Origin of the sequence: Geodermatophilus africanus (assembly GCF_900107105.1) — a bacterium.
Lineage (GTDB): Bacteria > Actinomycetota > Actinomycetes > Mycobacteriales > Geodermatophilaceae > Geodermatophilus > Geodermatophilus africanus.
Window position 1 is genome coordinate 76,481 of the sequence record NZ_FNOT01000006.1, and the last position, 14,208, is coordinate 90,688.

Consider the following 14,208-nt stretch of genomic DNA (forward strand, 5'->3'; position numbering starts at 1 on the left):
GGTCCCTCTCTACATGCTCCGAGCCGGTACGGCTCAGAGGTCGGCTACGTCGGCCTGCTTGGCGCGCACGGCCTCCGCGGCCTCGCGCAGCCCGGCCAGCTCGCTCTCGGACAGGTCGCCCTCGACCACCCGGCGCACGCCCTCGCGGCCGATCTCGGCCTCGACCCCGAGGTAGACCCCGGAGATGTCGTACTCGCCGTCGACCCAGGCACACACCGGCATGACCGCGCCGGAGTCCTCCATCACCGCGCGCGCCATGCGGGCGGCGGCCGCGGACGGGGCGTAGTACGCCGAACCCGTCTTGAGCAGCGCCACGACCTCGGCGCCGCCGTTGCGGGTCCGGTCCACGAGGTGCTCGATGCGGTCGGCCGGGAGGACGTCGGTCAGCGGCTTGCCGTCCACGGTGCAGCGCGAGGGCACCGGCACCATCGTGTCGCCGTGCGAGCCGAGGGTCAGGGTGCGCACCGAGCCCACCGGGACGCCGAGCTCCTCGGCGACGTTGTTGGTGAACCGGGCGGTGTCGAGCATGCCGGCCTGGCCCATGACCCGGTTCTTGGGGAAGCCGGTGGCCAGCTGGGCCAGCGCCGTCATCTCGTCCAGCGGGTTGGAGACCACGATGACGACGGCGTCCGGCGAGGTCTGCGCGACGTTCTCGGCGACCTGCCGGACGATCTTGGCGTTGGTCTCGATCAGGTCCATGCGGCTCATGCCGGGCTTGCGCGGCAGGCCCGCGGTGACGACGACGACGTCGGATCCCTCGGTGCCCTCGTAGGACCCCCCGCCGACCCCGACGACCTTCGTCTCGAAGCCCTCGATGGGCCGGGACTGGTTCATGTCGAGGGCCAGGCCCTCGGGCTTGCCCTCGACGATGTCGGTGAGCACGACGGTCTCGAACACGTCGTACTCCGCGAGGCGGAGGGCGGTGGTCGAGCCGTAGAACCCGGCACCGACGACGGTCACCTTGCCGTTCCTGGGCTGCTCTGCCATGGCGGCCAACCTATCGCTGGCCGGGTCCCCGCGCCCGATCGGGGTGCGGCCCCCTTGCAGCCTCCGCCACGAACCGGCAAGTGCCGGGGGCGAGGGCGGCCATCTGTCCGGGGCCCGCCCCGAGCCTGCGAGTGGCGGGGGGAAAGGTGCGGCCCCCTTGCAGGGGCCCGCTACGAGCCTGCGAGTGGCGGGGGGCAAGGGGTCCTTCGTCAGGCCCCCGGGATGGACAGCGCGAAGGCGGTCAGCGTGACCCCGACGCCGACCAGCAGGACGACGTCCACCGGACGGCTGCGGACCGCGAGGAAGCCCAGCCGGCGCAGCGGGAGCAGCAGCCGCAGCAGGCCCGCGCCGACCAGCGCCAGCCCGACGACCACCAGGCCCCGCCGCCAGTGCTCGAAGGTGACCATGAGCAGCCCGACGCCGACCGCGAGCAGCACCACCAGCAGCGGCAGCTGCCGCAACAGGCCGGCCAGGAACGGTCGGCGGGTGTGGAGCGGCGGGCGCGTCACTCGGTCTCCTCGGCGGCGCTCATCGGCCGCGTGCCGCGCGTCGCCCCGTCCCCCCGTGACCTCGCGAACTCGGTCACGATGCCGACAGGACCTCGGTCGCGGCGGCCTGCTCGGCGGCCAGGACGACGTTCTGCAGCAGCATCGCCCGAGTCATCGGCCCCACCCCGCCGGGGTTCGGGGCGACGAAGCCGGCGACGTCCACCACGTCGCGCGCGACGTCCCCGGCGATCTTCCCGTCCACCCGGCTGACCCCCACGTCGAGGACGGCGGCGCCGGGCTTGACGACGTCCTTGGTGACCAGCCCCGGGACGCCGGCGGCGGCGACCACGATGTCGGCGCGGCGCAGGTGGGCGGCCAGGTCGCGGGTGCCGGTGTGGCAGAGGGTCACCGTGGCGTTCTCTGAGCGGCGGGTGAGCAGCAGGCCCAGCGGCCGGCCGACGGTGATGCCCCGGCCGACGACGACGACCTCGGCGCCGGCGATCGGGACGCCGTGACGGCGCAGCAGCTCGACGATGCCGACGGGCGTGCACGGCAGCGGGCCGGGCACGTTGAGCACCAGCCGGCCGAGGTTGACCGGGTGCAGGCCGTCGGCGTCCTTGGCCGGGTCCATCGCCTCGAGGACGGCGCTCTCCTCGATGCCCCGCGGCAGCGGCAGCTGGACGATGTACCCGGTGCAGACCGGGTCGGCGTTGAGCTCGTCGACCACGGCGAGGACGTCGGCCTGGGTGGCGGTCGCCGGCAGCTCGCGCTGGATGCTGGCGATGCCGACCTGGGCGCAGTCCTTGTGCTTGGCGTCGACGTACCAGCGGCTGCCGGGGTCGTCGCCGACCAGCAGCGTGCCCAGGCCGGGCCGGTGTCCGGCGGCGGTGAGGGCGGCGACCCGCTCGGTCAGCTCCGCGCGGATCGCTGCTGCGGTGGCCTTGCCGTCGAGAGTCGTCGCCTGCACGGCCTCCAGTCTGCCGGAGGGGGCTCCGGGGTGGCCCACCCCGCCCTAGGCTCGCAGGTGCGGGCGCCTCCCCGCCCGCGAGTGCGCGAGGAGTGCAGATGAGCGAGCGCGAGCAGTCCCCGTCCGCCGGGGCGCGGGGCACCGACGACTGGCGGGAACAGACGATCCCCGGCATCCAGCCGGTCTCTGCCCCGGTGGCCAGCGGTGGCCCCGGCTACGCCCCCGGCCCGCCTCCGCTCCCGCCGGGCTACGCCCCACGCCCGGCGTCCGAGTACTCGACGACGCCCGTGCGGGTGCGGCGTTCGGACAGCCTGGCGAGCCTGCTGCTGCTCCTGGCCGGCATCTCGGCCGGTGTCAGCCTGCTGCTGCGGTGGCTGCCCGGTAGCGACCTCACCGGCTGGGACCTGGTCGACCGCGGGTTCGACGACCTCGCCGAGGGCGGTACCGCCGAGCTGCTGGGCAACGGGTTCTGGCAGCCGATGGCCGTCGTCCTGGGCGGCGCGGTGCTGTTCGTGCTGGGGCTGCTCGCCGTCCTCCCGGCCCGCTCCCACCGCCTGATCGGGGTGCTGGCGCTGCTGGTCGGCCTGGTGGCCGGGGCCGGGGTCCTGGTGCCGTTGGCCGCGGTCGGCTGGGACCCCGACACCATCGACACCGGCTTCTGGTTCGCCGTCGCCGTCCCCGCGCTGGGCCTGCTCGGCGCGCTGAAGGCCCTGTTCACCAGCCCTCGGTGGACGTGAGGCCCCGACACCGTGACACTGCGGTCCTACCGGACCGCACCGCGGCCAGGTGCCGTACCCGGCAGCCGCCGAGCCGCTGCCCGTGTCCCGGGCGGGAGACCTGCGGCCCCCGCGACCGGTCCACCCCGCGGCCAGGTGCCGTACCCGGCAGCCGCCGAGCCGCTGCCCGTGTCCCGGCCGGGAGACCTCCGGCCCCCGCGACCGGTCCACCCCGCGGCCAGGTGCCGTACCCGGCAGCCGCCGAGCCGCTGCCCGACCCGATCCCGGTGGGACCCTCAGTCCACGACGAGGGCGCCGTGGGCGCGGGCGACCTGGACCGACTGCACCAGGTCGAGCCGGACACCGGTCAGCTCGAACGCCCGCCAGTCGACCGCGTCGGTCGAGGCGCCGCGCAGGTCGGCCCCGCGCAGATGCGCGCCCTGCAGCCGCGCTCGGTCCAGGTCGGCGCCGGTGAGGTCGGATTCGCGCAGGTCGGCGCCGGTCAGGTCGGCCTCCCGGAACCGCTGACCGGCGAGCACCAGCCCGGAGAGGTCGGCGCCGCGCAGCGACGTCCAGCTCCAGTCGGTGTCGGTCGTGGTCATCGGCCGCAGCTGCGCGCCGGGGAACTGCGAGCCGGTGAGCTTGCAGCCGTCCCAGGTGACGTCGAACAGCCGCGCGCGGTCGAACCGGCAGGAGAGGAACGCCGTCCCCAGGTGCCGGGCCCCACCCATCCGCACCCCGGTGAGCACGCACGAGTCGAAGACGCAGCGCCGGGTGACCAGCTCCTCCAGCCCGGCGTCGTCGAACCGGCAGCGGGTGAAGGTGACGCCGTCGAGCTCGGTGCCCCACCAGTCGACCCGCGCGAGGTCCTCCCCCTCGACGACCGCACCGGCCTCGGGCGGCCGGACCTGGGGTCGCGGCCCCGTGCGGGACACGCCCCCTCGCAGGGGCCCGGTGCGAGCCTGCGAGTGGCGGGGGGCGAGGGGGTCCTCCATCAGTGGGCGAAGTGCCGGGTCCCGGTCAGGTAGAGCGGGATGCCGGCGGCGGCCGCGGCCGCGACGACCTCCTCGTCGCGCACCGAGCCACCGGGCTGCACGACCGCCCGCACGCCGGCGTCGAGCAGCACCTGCAGGCCGTCGGCGAAGGGGAAGAAGGCGTCCGAGGCGGCGACCGACCCGGCGGCCCGGTCCCCCGCCCGGGTCACGGCCAACCGCGCGGAGTCCACCCGGTTCACCTGGCCCATGCCGACGCCGACGGTGGCCTTGTCGTGGGCCAGCAGGATGGCGTTGCTCTTCACCGCGCGGACCGAGCGCCAGGCGAACACCAGGTCGTCGAGGCCGGCGGCGTCCAGCGGCTCCCCGGTCGCGAGGGTCCAGGTGGTGGGGTCGTCGCCGGGCGCGTCGATGCGGTCGGCGCTCTGCAGCAGCAGCCCACCGCTGACCGGGCGCAGCTCGGTGGCCGGTCGGTCGCTCGCGCCCAGCCGCAGCAGCCGGATGTTCCTCTTCGCGGTGAGCACCTGCAGCGCGTCCGCGGTGAAGGACGGCGCGACGACGACCTCGGTGAACACCTCGGCCACCTGCTCGGCCATGGTGAGGTCCACCTCGCGGTTGGCCGCGATCACCCCGCCGAAGGCCGAGACCGGGTCGCAGGCGTGCGCCTTGCGGTGCGCCGAGGCGATGTCGGTGCCGACGGCGATGCCGCAGGGGTTGGCGTGCTTGATGATCGCCACGCACGGGTCGGCGTGGTCGTGCGCGGCCCGCCAGGCGGCGTCGGTGTCGACGTAGTTGTTGTAGGACATCTCCTTGCCGTGCAACTGCTCGGCCTGCGCCAGGCCCGGGCGGCCGCTGCGGTAGAGCGCCGCCTGCTGGTGCGGGTTCTCGCCGTAGCGCAGCACGTCGGCGCGCTCCCAGCTCGCCGCCACCCACGCCGGGAAGACGGTGTCCTTCTCCGGCGCCAGGACGCTGCCCATCCACGAGGCCACGGCGATGTCGTAGGTCGCGGTGTGCCGGAACGCCGCCGCGGCCAGGGACCGCCGCTCGGCCAGGGTGAAGCCCCCGGCGGAGACTGCGGCCAGGACGTCGCCGTAGCGGGCCGGGTCGACCACGACGGCCACCGACGGGTGATTCTTCGCCGACGCGCGGACCATGGCCGGGCCGCCGATGTCGATCTGCTCCACGCACTCGTCCGGGGCAGCACCCGAGGCCACCGTCTCGGTGAACGGGTAGAGGTTCACCACGACCAGGTCGAACGGCGCGATGCCGAGGTCCTCGAGCTGCCGCACGTGCTCGGGCCTGCGGCGGTCGGCCAGCAGACCGGCGTGCACCGCGGGGTGCAGCGTCTTGACCCGCCCGTCGAGGCATTCGGGGAAGCCGGTGACCTGCTCGACCGGGGTCACCGGGACCCCGGCGTCGGCGATGCGGCGGGCGGTCGCGCCGGTGCTCACCAGCTCGACGCCGGCGTCGGCCAGGGCGCGGGCCAGCTCCTCGATGCCGGTCTTGTCGTAGACACCGAGCAGGGCGCGGCGGATCGGGGTGCGGTCGCTCATCGGGGGTCCTCCGTGGTCTCGGGGCCGAGGCCGGCGACCACGCGCGCGACCGTCTCCACCAGGAGCTCGCGCTCCACGTCCTTGATCCGTTCGTGCAGCCGCGCCTCGTCGTCCCCGGGAAACACGGGCACCTCGCGCTGGGCGATCACCGGTCCGGTGTCGACGCCGGCGTCCACCCAGTGCACCGTGCTGCCGGTGGCGTCGACACCTGCGGCGAGCGCGTCGCGGACGGCGTGCGCGCCGGGGAACGCCGGCAGCAGCGCGGGGTGGGTGTTGAGCAGCCGGCCGCCGAAGCCGTCCAGCACGGCCGGGCCGACGATCTTCATGAACCCCGCGGAGACCACCAGGTCGGGCCGGTGCGCGCCGATGGCGGCGGCCAGCGCGCGGTCCCAGGCGGCGCGGTCGGGGTGGTCGCGCAGCGCGACGGTGAAGGTCGGGACGCCGCGGCGGCGGGCGTGCCGGAGCCCAGGGGCGTCGCGGTCGCTGCCGACGGCGACCACGGTGGCCGGGTACCCCGGGTCCTCCGCGGCGGTCAACAGGGCCTCGCACAGCGACCCGGTCCCCGACAGCAGGACGACGACCCGCGCCCGCGCGGACGTCTCGGCAGCGGGCACGGCAGCGACCCTAAAGGACCCCCTTGCCCCCTACTGCCCGCGAGCTCGCAGGGGGCCCCTGCAAGGGGGCCGGGAGTCTCTCAGCCGAGGGCGCGCCAGCGGGTGACCGCTGCGGCGAGGGCCCCCGCCAGGCCGGCCTGCAGGGCCACCGCGAGCCCGGTCGCCACCGGCGGCGCCCCGACGTCGGCCAGCCAGCCGTCGCCGAGCGAGCCGCCGGCGCCCCAGGTGAGGAGGCCGCAGGCGAGCCCGAGCAGCACGCCCGCCAGGACGCCCCAGAGCCCGGCGACGACGGAGCCGCCGTCGGGGTCGCGCAGCCGCCGGCCGAGCGTGGTGCCGGCGACCAGGCCCGCGAGCGCGGGCAGCACCTGGGAGGCGAAGGCCAGCAGCGGCACCGCCTGAGTGTCGGGCAGGGCGGCCAGCAGTGGCAGGGCCGGGACCGCCCCGAGCGTCACGCCGTGCACGGAGACGAGGGTGCCGCTGCCGACGGCGAACCCCGGGCCGGCGGCCACGCCGATCGCGGCCGCGGCGGCGTTGGGCAGCAGCAGGACGCCGAGCGCCAGGAGCCCGACCGCGCCGGCGCCCGACCCGCCGAGGGACCGCGACAGCGTGGCGTACCCCCCGGTGTCCGCGGCCAGGGCCACCGCCACCACCAGCAACCCGAGGGCGACGGCGGTCAGCAACCCGGCCCCGGTGGCGCGCAGCAGCGGCCGCACCGGGCCGGGCGCGGAGTCCAGCACGTCGTCGAGCAGGCCGGAGTCGCGCGCAGCCCCCCAGCCGACGGCGAGCAGGGCGAGCACCGCGCTGCCGATCGCGGACCGCAGCAGGTCGACCTGCGCGTCCGGGGCGGTGACCAGCAGCCCGACGAGCACGGCGAGCACCGTGTGCGTCGCGACCGCCGTGGTCACGACGCCGACCAGCGGCCGCCCGCCGGGGAGGTCGCAGGCGCGGACGACGCCGCGGCCGGCGCTGGACAGGCCCCAGGCGACGGCCAGGGTGAGCAGCAGCGGCGCGAGCACCAGCGGGCCGGACCCGAGCACCAGGCCGCCGCCCTGGGCCAGCAGCCACAGCCGGCCGGCCAGGCGCGCCGATCCGGCGACCGGCATCCCGCCGGCCGGGTCGAGCGTCTGCACGACGACCGACGCGAGGCCCACGCCGAGCAGGCCGAGCACCGTGACGGCGGCGGTCGCCAGGGCGGCCAGGACGGGGGCGTGCCGCGACGGGGAGGCGCCCGGGTCCCGCTGCCCGGGGAGGCTCAGTCGGGCGAGCAGGGAGACCACGCCACCACTGTCCCAAGGCCGGGCCCCGGATCGCCGGACCACGCGCCCGGCGGATCCGAGGAACGCCGTGAGCCGGACTACGCCGACGGCTCGGACCCGGCGCCCGAGGCCGTCGAGCCGCCCGCCCGGCCGGGTCCCGGCTCGTCCCCGGGCGGCGGCGCGGCCGAGCCGGGCGGGTCCGGCGGGGGCTGCACCGGGGCGGACGGCGACTGCCCGTACCCGGGCTGCGGCCCGGCCGGCTGCCAGGGCTGTCCCGGCGGCGGGGCGGGCCAGCTCGTTCGGGCCGGGGTCACACCGACGCCGGCGTGCGGCCGGCGCACCAGCGTGAGGACGGCGACGACGGCGGCCGCGGCCGCCGTGAGCACGGTCAGCATCGCGAAGAGGCTGAAACCGCCCTCGAAGGTGCTCAGCCACTGGACGAGGGTCAGCAGGAGGGCCAGCGAGGTGAGGCCCACGGTGACCGAGCCGCGCGGGAACGGCAGGCCGAGGTCCACGACGGCAGGCAGCAGGGACCACACCGCGGCGAGCACGAGCAGCCCGGCTGCGGTGGTGACCAGCCAGAAGTCGAAGCCGTTGACGGACTCGGCGAAGCCGAACCCGAAGTCGAAGGTGAACCACGGCAGCGCGGCGAAGAGCACGAACGCCACCGCACAGGCGGCCACGAGCCAGTCGCCGCGGCCCAGGCGCCTGCGGTCGAGGCCGACCTGCGGGCCGCTGCGGGACGGCGCCCACGGCCCGGCCGGGGGTTGCTGACCGTACGGCTGCCCCCCGGGCATCTGCTGGCCGTACGCCGCGCCCGGGCCGTACCAGCCCCACGGCGACTGGCCGTAGGGCGGCTGACCCTCGGGCTGCGGGTACGGCGCGCCGTGGCCGGGCTGCTGCCCGTAGGTCCCCTGCCCGTAGGACCCCTGCCCGTAGGACCCCCACCCGTAGCCGAACCCGGGCTGCTGCCCGTGGCCCGGCTGGCCGTAGCCCGGCTGGCCGTAGCCCGGCTGGCCGTAGCCCGGCTGGCCGTAGCCCGGCTGGCCGTAGCCCGGGTGGCCGTAGGGGCTCTGGGCGTACGGAGGCTGGCCGTGGTCCGGCCCGTAGGGCGTGCCGTAGCCGGGCTGCCCGTACCCCGGTGGGCCGTGGGACGGCGGCTGCTGCCCGTACCCCGGGTGCGCCGGCCCCGGCTCGGCCCGCCCCCCGTCCGGACGGCGCTCACCCTCGCCCTCGCCCGGTTGGCGCCCGTACCCGCCCGGGAGCTGCGGCGGCTGACTGGTCATGGCGGACGCTCCTCGGTCGTGGCCCGGGGATCGCGCGGGCCCTGGACACCGCCCGGCGGCACGTGGACCGCGGCGCCCGGCGTCCCCGGGACGACGGTATCGAGATGCGAGAGCGCCGCTGCCCGGTGACCCCCTGGGGGCCACCGGGCAGCGGGTGGCGTGCTGGAACGGCCACCCTCCAGGTCCCGCCGGCCCCGTCCCGGGTCCCGCCTGAGCTCGCTCGCGAAGGCTGGGGAGGACGGGGCCTTGGACGAGGAGTGGGGAGGACGGGGTCCTCTCTCAGGCGCCGACGAGCTCCCGCATCAGGCGGGCCGTCTCCGACGGGGTCTTGCCGACGCGCACGCCGGCGGCCTCGAGGGCCTCCTTCTTGGCCTGCGCGGTACCGGCCGAGCCGGAGACGATCGCGCCGGCGTGGCCCATCGTCTTGCCCTCGGGGGCGGTGAAGCCGGCGACGTAGCCGACGACGGGCTTGGTGACGTTGGCCGCGATGAAGTCGGCGGCCCGCTCCTCGGCGTCGCCGCCGATCTCACCGATCATGACGATGGCCTCGGTCTCCGGGTCGTCCTGGAAGGCCTGCAGGCAGTCGATGTGGGTGGTGCCGATGACCGGGTCGCCACCGATGCCGACGCAGGTGGAGAACCCGATGTCGCGCAGCTCGTACATCATCTGGTAGGTCAGCGTGCCGGACTTGCTGACCAGCCCGATCTTGCCCTGCTTGGTGATGTTGGCCGGGATGATGCCGGCGTTCGAGCGCCCGGGGCTGATCAGGCCGGGGCAGTTCGGGCCGATGATGCGGGTCGAGCCGCCCTGGGCGTGGGCCCAGACGTAGGTCGAGTCGTGCACCGGGATGCCCTCGGTGATGACGACGGCGAGCCCGACCTGGGCGTCGACGGCCTCGATGACGGCGTTCTTCGCGCCGGCGGGCGGGACGAAGATGACGCTGACGTCGGCGCCGGTCTCCTTCATCGCCTCGGCCACGCTGCCGAAGACGGGGACGCTGGCGCCGTCGAAGTCGACGCTCTGGCCGGCCTTCTTCGGGTTCACGCCGCCGACGATCGCCGTCCCCGAGGACAGCATGCGCTGCGTGTGCTTGCGCCCCTCGGAGCCGGTCATGCCCTGGACGATGACCTTGCTGTTCTCGTTGAGGAAGATCGACATCTGCGGAAGTCCTGTTCTCAGGCGTGGAGGGGGGTGGCCCCTCTGCAGGGCCCGGCCGCGAGCTCGCGAGCGGTGGGGGGCAGAGGGGTCCTCTTTCAGGCGGCGAGCTCGGCGGCCCGGCGAGCGGCGCCGTCCATCGTGTCCACCAGGGTCACCAGCGGGTGGTTGGCCTCGGCGAGGATCCGCCGGCCCTCCTCCACGTTGTTGCCGTCGAGCCGGACGACCAGCGGCTTGGTCGCCTCATCGCCGAGTAGCTGCAGCGCGTGCACGATGCCGTTGGCGACCTCGTCGCAGGCGGTGATCCCGCCGAAGACGTTGACGAAGACGCTCTTGACGGCGGGGTCGGACAGGATGATGTGCAGCCCGTTGGCCATGACCTCGGCCGAGGCGCCACCACCGATGTCGAGGAAGTTGGCCGGCTTCACGCCGCCGAACTCCTCGCCGGCATACGCGACGACGTCCAGGGTGCTCATCACGAGCCCGGCGCCGTTGCCGATGATGCCGACCACGCCCTCGAGCTTGACGTAGTTGAGGTCCTTCTCCTTGGCCGCGGCCTCCAGCGGGTCGGCCGAGGCGGTGTCCTCGAGCTCCTCGTGCTCGGCGTGCCGGAAGCGGGCGTTCTCGTCGAGGGTCACCTTCGCGTCCAGCGCGAGGACGGTGCCGTCGGGGGCCTTGGCCAGCGGGTTGACCTCGACCAGGGTGGCGTCCTCCTTGGCGAAGGTGTCCCACAGCTGGACGGCGATGGCGATCACCTGGTCGCGCACCCCGGCGGGGAAGCCGGCGGCGTCGACGATCTCGGTGGCCTTGGCTGTGTCGACGCCGGTGGTGGCCTCCACAGGGATGCGGGCCAGCGCCTCGGGGCGCTCGACGGCGAGCTGCTCGATCTCCATGCCGCCCTCGACGCTGGCCATGGCCAGGAAGGTGCGGTTGGCGCGGTCGAGCAGGTAGGAGAAGTAGTACTCCTCGGCGATGTCGCTGGCCTGGGCGACCATCACGCGGTGGGTGATGTGGCCCTTGATGTCCAGACCGAGGATGTCCTGGGCGCGGGCACGGGCCTCGTCGGCGTCGTCGGCGAGCTTGACGCCGCCGGCCTTGCCGCGCCCGCCGGTCTTCACCTGCGCCTTGACCACGACCGTCGTGCCGATCTCGCGGGCGATCGCCTCCGCCTGCTCGGGGGTCTCGGCGACGCCGCCGGGGAGCACGGGGACACCGTGCGAGGCCAACAGGTCACGGGCCTGGTACTCGAAGAGATCCACGAACAGGCACCGTATCCCCCGCCCGGTGCGGGCCGTGCACCGGCGCTGGCGGCTTAGGGGGCATCACACGGCAGCGGCGGCCCGGAGCCCGCGACGACGAGCAGCCGGAGCCGGGCGCCCATCAGCTCCCCGCCTCGCGACCGCCCAGCTCACGGCCCGGGGGGCGCCGGCGGGCCCGGCCGGGTGCCCGCCGCGGTCAGCGGCCGAGCCGGCCCCGAAGCCACTCGGTGATCTCCTCGGCCGGCCTGCCGGGCGGGAAGACCCGGGTGGGGCCGGGCGGGTCGGCGTCCGCGCCGCAGGCGAACAGGACGACGTCGTCCACGCCGCGGTCGGCGAGCAGCGCCGCCAGCCGGGCCAGCAGCACGGGCGCGTCGGCGCCGGAGCAAGGGAGACCAACGGCGTCGGCGTCCTCCTGGACGACGGTGGCGGCGAGCGCCTCCGGCGACAGCCGGCCGGCGTGCACGACCTCCATGCCCGCGTCGCGCAGACCACGGGCCACCACGGTGGCGGCGCGGTCCGCGGCGTCGTCCCCCGGTGTGGCGACGACGACGCGGATGCGCTCCCCGCCGGGCGTGGTCACCGGGCCGGCGTGCGGCGCAGCCGCCAGGCCAGCACCGTGAGGACGACGTAGCCGATACCGGCCAGCAGCAGGCCCACGCCGGGCAGCGTCCACTCCAGCTCGTCGGAGACCACGGCGTCGCGCAGCCCGCCCAGGCCCGCGGCGAGGACGACGGCGGCGATGGCGAGCAGGCCGCCGACCGCGGCCAGCCGCGGCCGCAGCGAGGGGGCCAGGACCGAGCACAGCACGACGGCGCCGGCGAGCAGCAGACCCCCGAGCAGGGCCAGCCCCGGACGCTCGAGCAGCCCCTGCGGCCCCTCCTGCTCGACCACGACCTGCAGCCCGGTGGTCGGATCGGTGACGATGCGGTCGGGGAGGTCGGCGGCCGGCAGCACCAGGCAGAGCACGGCGCCCACCCCGAGCAGCACCGCGGCACCGGCGAGGGCCGGGCGGGCGGGGTCGAGGGCGCCGGCGTCCTCCATGACGGTGCGGCCCCAGGCCGCCATCGCGAGCACGCCGGCCAGCACGGTGAGGCCGAGCGCGACGACGCCGAGCACCCAGCCGGACCCGACGTCGACCGAGCTGGTGAGCACCCGCTGACCGGCGATCACCTCGACGCCCGGCCGGACGGTGGAGGTGCTGGCCCGGTACAGCTCGATCAGCAGCAGGCCCACCGCCAGCACGCCGCCGATCCTGGCGAAGGCGAGGCCGAAGCGCGGCACGCGGCCGGCCGCGAGACCGCCGCCGACCGCCGCCGAGGTCAGCGGCACCACCAGGCCGGCGAGCAGGCCGAGCGTCCCCGCGCTCTGCGACACCTCCGTGCCGCCGATGACGAGGTAGGTGGGGAGGAGCCCGGCCGCCCCGGTCAGCCCGGCGAGGGCGAGCAGCACCCCGGTCACGCGGGCGAGCACCGGCGGGTCGCCGAGGACCAGCCCGTCGGCCGGCACCGCGGGGGCCGGCTCGGGCGGGCGGCGAGGTCCGGCGCGGCGAGCGGAGGGGCGCGCCGTCGTCCCCTCGGGCCGGGTCGAGCGGTCGCGGGTGGAGCCATCGCGGGCGACCACGGTTCCCCCTTCGTCTCGGTCACGAACTGGCCTCGGCACGTGGCGTCGATGTGACGATCACCACACCGCAGCTTTACCGTCAGGTGAATTGGGCATCCCACGGAGGCCTCCAACCCCGGGGGACAGCCCGGTCAGCGGTCCCGACGGGGAGGAACGATGCACGCAGCCAGCGACCCGGAGTGCGGTCCAGCGTCGCACGCCGGCAGCGGCGGGCCCGGAGCGCCACGGCACCCGGCGCGGTCGCTGGTGAGCCTGGCCACGCTGACCGGCGGGCTCACCGAACTGGCCCTCGTCGGGGCCCACGCGCTCATCTACCCGCTGGGCACCCGCACCGAGCGGCTGCGCCCCGACCCGCGGTGCCGCCCCGGGGAACAGCCGCCCGCAGTGCGCGCGCTGTTCGCCGACGACCCCCTCGCCGCCCGCGTCCCCGTCGTCCTCGTGCACGGCCTGATCGACAACCACTCGGTCTTCGCGGTGATGCGGCGCAGCCTCCGCCGCCGGGGGTTCACCTCCGTCTGCTCCTGGAACTACAGCCCGCTGCTCGCCGACGTGGCGCGCGGCGCCGCGGACCTCGGCGTGCACCTGGAACAGATCTGCGAGAAGACCGGGCACGAGCGGGTGCACGTCGTCGGGCACAGCCTGGGCGGCCTGCTCGCCCGCTACCACGTGCAGCGCCAAGGCGGCGACCGGCACGTCGAGTCGCTGGTGACCCTGGGGTCGCCGCACCAGGGATCGGTGCTGGCACACCTGCTGCCCACCCCGCTGGTGCGCCAGCTCCGGCCGGGCTCGGCGCTGCTCCAGGAGCTGGCGGAGCCCGCGCCGGGCATCCGCACCCCCGTGACCGCGGTCTACAGCGACCTCGACCAGGTCGTCCTCCCCACCCGCGCCGGGCGCTGCGACCACCCGGACCTGCAGGCCCGCAACGTGCTGGTCCGCGGGGTGGGCCACATGTCCCTGCCCTTCCACCGCACCGTCCTCGACGAGGTCGCCGCCACCCTCGCCGGCCGGCGGCGCCCGCTCGCCGAGACCCCCGCACCGGCCGCCGTCGCCTGAGGACCACACCCCTTCCCCTCGCCGGCCCCGTCCAGGGCACCGCCCCGAGCTCGCGAGGGGTGGGGAGGACGGGGTCCCTCTACCTGCAGGAGGGCCACCTCCTGCCTCCCGCCTGGCAGGGGGGCCGCCCCATGTACCCCGCCCGCCACACCCGCCCCACGCGGAGCAGACGTGTCGACACTCCGGACGCCGGTGACTCACGACGGACCTGACTGATCGTTACGGTCCGATCACGGCGCCGGTACCCACCGGCAGGCGTCCC

The 14,208-nt window shown here is 75.7% G+C and carries 14 protein-coding genes; 2 read left to right on the top strand and 12 right to left on the bottom strand.

The genetic code is table 11. The features are described from left to right. Positions 1-33: 33 nt before the first annotated feature. The 3 genes from mdh to BLW63_RS12675 all read right to left on the bottom strand — a co-directional run bounded on the left by mdh (position 34) and on the right by BLW63_RS12675 (position 2,442). Complete coding sequence (mdh, locus tag BLW63_RS12665) at positions 34-987, bottom strand: malate dehydrogenase (protein ID WP_091156451.1); 954 nt, start codon at positions 985-987, stop codon at positions 34-36. Positions 988-1,196: 209 nt separating this feature from the next. After that, positions 1,197-1,496 (bottom strand): DUF3017 domain-containing protein, encoded by a 300-nt coding sequence (locus BLW63_RS12670; RefSeq protein WP_091156455.1) that lies wholly within the window; start codon positions 1,494-1,496, stop codon positions 1,197-1,199. A gap of 73 nt (positions 1,497-1,569) precedes the next feature. Then, entirely contained in the window at positions 1,570-2,442 is an 873-nt protein-coding gene (locus tag BLW63_RS12675; protein ID WP_091156458.1) for a bifunctional methylenetetrahydrofolate dehydrogenase/methenyltetrahydrofolate cyclohydrolase, read from the bottom strand. A 98-nt stretch (positions 2,443-2,540) separates the two neighbouring features. Here BLW63_RS12675 and BLW63_RS12680 point away from each other — a divergent pair, with 98 nt between their 5' ends. After that, positions 2,541-3,179, top strand: coding sequence for a hypothetical protein (locus BLW63_RS12680; RefSeq protein ID WP_091156462.1), 639 nt, complete (start codon positions 2,541-2,543; stop codon positions 3,177-3,179). A gap of 275 nt (positions 3,180-3,454) precedes the next feature. Here BLW63_RS12680 and BLW63_RS12685 read toward each other — a convergent pair whose 3' ends face one another. The 9 genes from BLW63_RS12685 to BLW63_RS12725 form a co-directional block, all read right to left on the bottom strand. Then, positions 3,455-4,093 carry a pentapeptide repeat-containing protein gene (locus BLW63_RS12685; protein ID WP_170856749.1) on the bottom strand — a complete coding sequence of 213 codons (639 nt, stop codon included), beginning with the start codon at positions 4,091-4,093 and terminating at the stop codon, positions 3,455-3,457. A gap of 59 nt (positions 4,094-4,152) precedes the next feature. Continuing rightward, the gene (purH, locus tag BLW63_RS12690; protein ID WP_091156468.1) at positions 4,153-5,703 is read right to left on the bottom strand and encodes a bifunctional phosphoribosylaminoimidazolecarboxamide formyltransferase/IMP cyclohydrolase; all 1,551 of its coding nucleotides are present in this window, start codon (positions 5,701-5,703) and stop codon (positions 4,153-4,155) included. Next, entirely contained in the window at positions 5,700-6,317 is a 618-nt protein-coding gene (gene purN, locus BLW63_RS12695) for a phosphoribosylglycinamide formyltransferase (protein WP_091156472.1), read from the bottom strand. The genes purH and purN overlap by 4 nt, the downstream gene beginning before the upstream one ends. Before the next feature lie 80 nt (positions 6,318-6,397). Next, positions 6,398-7,594, bottom strand: coding sequence for a cell division protein PerM (locus BLW63_RS12700; protein WP_091156476.1), 1,197 nt, complete (start codon positions 7,592-7,594; stop codon positions 6,398-6,400). Between the two features lie 77 nt (positions 7,595-7,671). Then, entirely contained in the window at positions 7,672-8,859 is a 1,188-nt protein-coding gene (locus tag BLW63_RS12705) for a hypothetical protein (protein ID WP_091156481.1), read from the bottom strand. Positions 8,860-9,138: 279 nt separating this feature from the next. Beyond that, the gene (gene sucD, locus BLW63_RS12710) at positions 9,139-10,017 is read right to left on the bottom strand and encodes a succinate--CoA ligase subunit alpha (RefSeq protein WP_091156485.1); all 879 of its coding nucleotides are present in this window, start codon (positions 10,015-10,017) and stop codon (positions 9,139-9,141) included. Between the two features lie 95 nt (positions 10,018-10,112). Then, entirely contained in the window at positions 10,113-11,273 is a 1,161-nt protein-coding gene (sucC, locus tag BLW63_RS12715; RefSeq protein WP_091156488.1) for an ADP-forming succinate--CoA ligase subunit beta, read from the bottom strand. 196 nt (positions 11,274-11,469) lie between these two features. Beyond that, on the bottom strand, positions 11,470-11,853 hold the full coding sequence (locus tag BLW63_RS12720) for a cobalamin B12-binding domain-containing protein (RefSeq protein ID WP_091156490.1): 384 nt from the start codon (positions 11,851-11,853) through the stop codon (positions 11,470-11,472). Next, entirely contained in the window at positions 11,850-12,893 is a 1,044-nt protein-coding gene (locus BLW63_RS12725; protein WP_091156494.1) for a hypothetical protein, read from the bottom strand. The genes BLW63_RS12720 and BLW63_RS12725 overlap by 4 nt, the downstream gene beginning before the upstream one ends. 156 nt (positions 12,894-13,049) lie before the next feature. Here BLW63_RS12725 and BLW63_RS12730 point away from each other — a divergent pair, with 156 nt between their 5' ends. After that, positions 13,050-13,946: an esterase/lipase family protein gene (locus tag BLW63_RS12730; RefSeq protein ID WP_091156499.1), complete on the top strand. Its 897-nt coding sequence runs from the start codon at positions 13,050-13,052 to the stop codon at positions 13,944-13,946. Positions 13,947-14,208 lie beyond the last annotated feature (262 nt).

Excerpts from the sequence above, each read along its gene's own strand:
- mdh (WP_091156451.1), bottom strand. The coding sequence starts at position 987 with ATGGCAGAGCAGCCCAGGAACGGCAAGGTGACCGTCGTCGGTGCCGGG.
- BLW63_RS12680 (WP_091156462.1), top strand. The coding sequence starts at position 2,541 with ATGAGCGAGCGCGAGCAGTCCCCGTCCGCCGGGGCGCGGGGCACCGAC.
- purH (WP_091156468.1), bottom strand. The coding sequence starts at position 5,703 with ATGAGCGACCGCACCCCGATCCGCCGCGCCCTGCTCGGTGTCTACGAC.
- BLW63_RS12705 (WP_091156481.1), bottom strand. The coding sequence starts at position 8,859 with ATGACCAGTCAGCCGCCGCAGCTCCCGGGCGGGTACGGGCGCCAACCG.
- sucD (WP_091156485.1), bottom strand. The coding sequence starts at position 10,017 with ATGTCGATCTTCCTCAACGAGAACAGCAAGGTCATCGTCCAGGGCATG.
- BLW63_RS12730 (WP_091156499.1), top strand. The coding sequence starts at position 13,050 with ATGCACGCAGCCAGCGACCCGGAGTGCGGTCCAGCGTCGCACGCCGGC.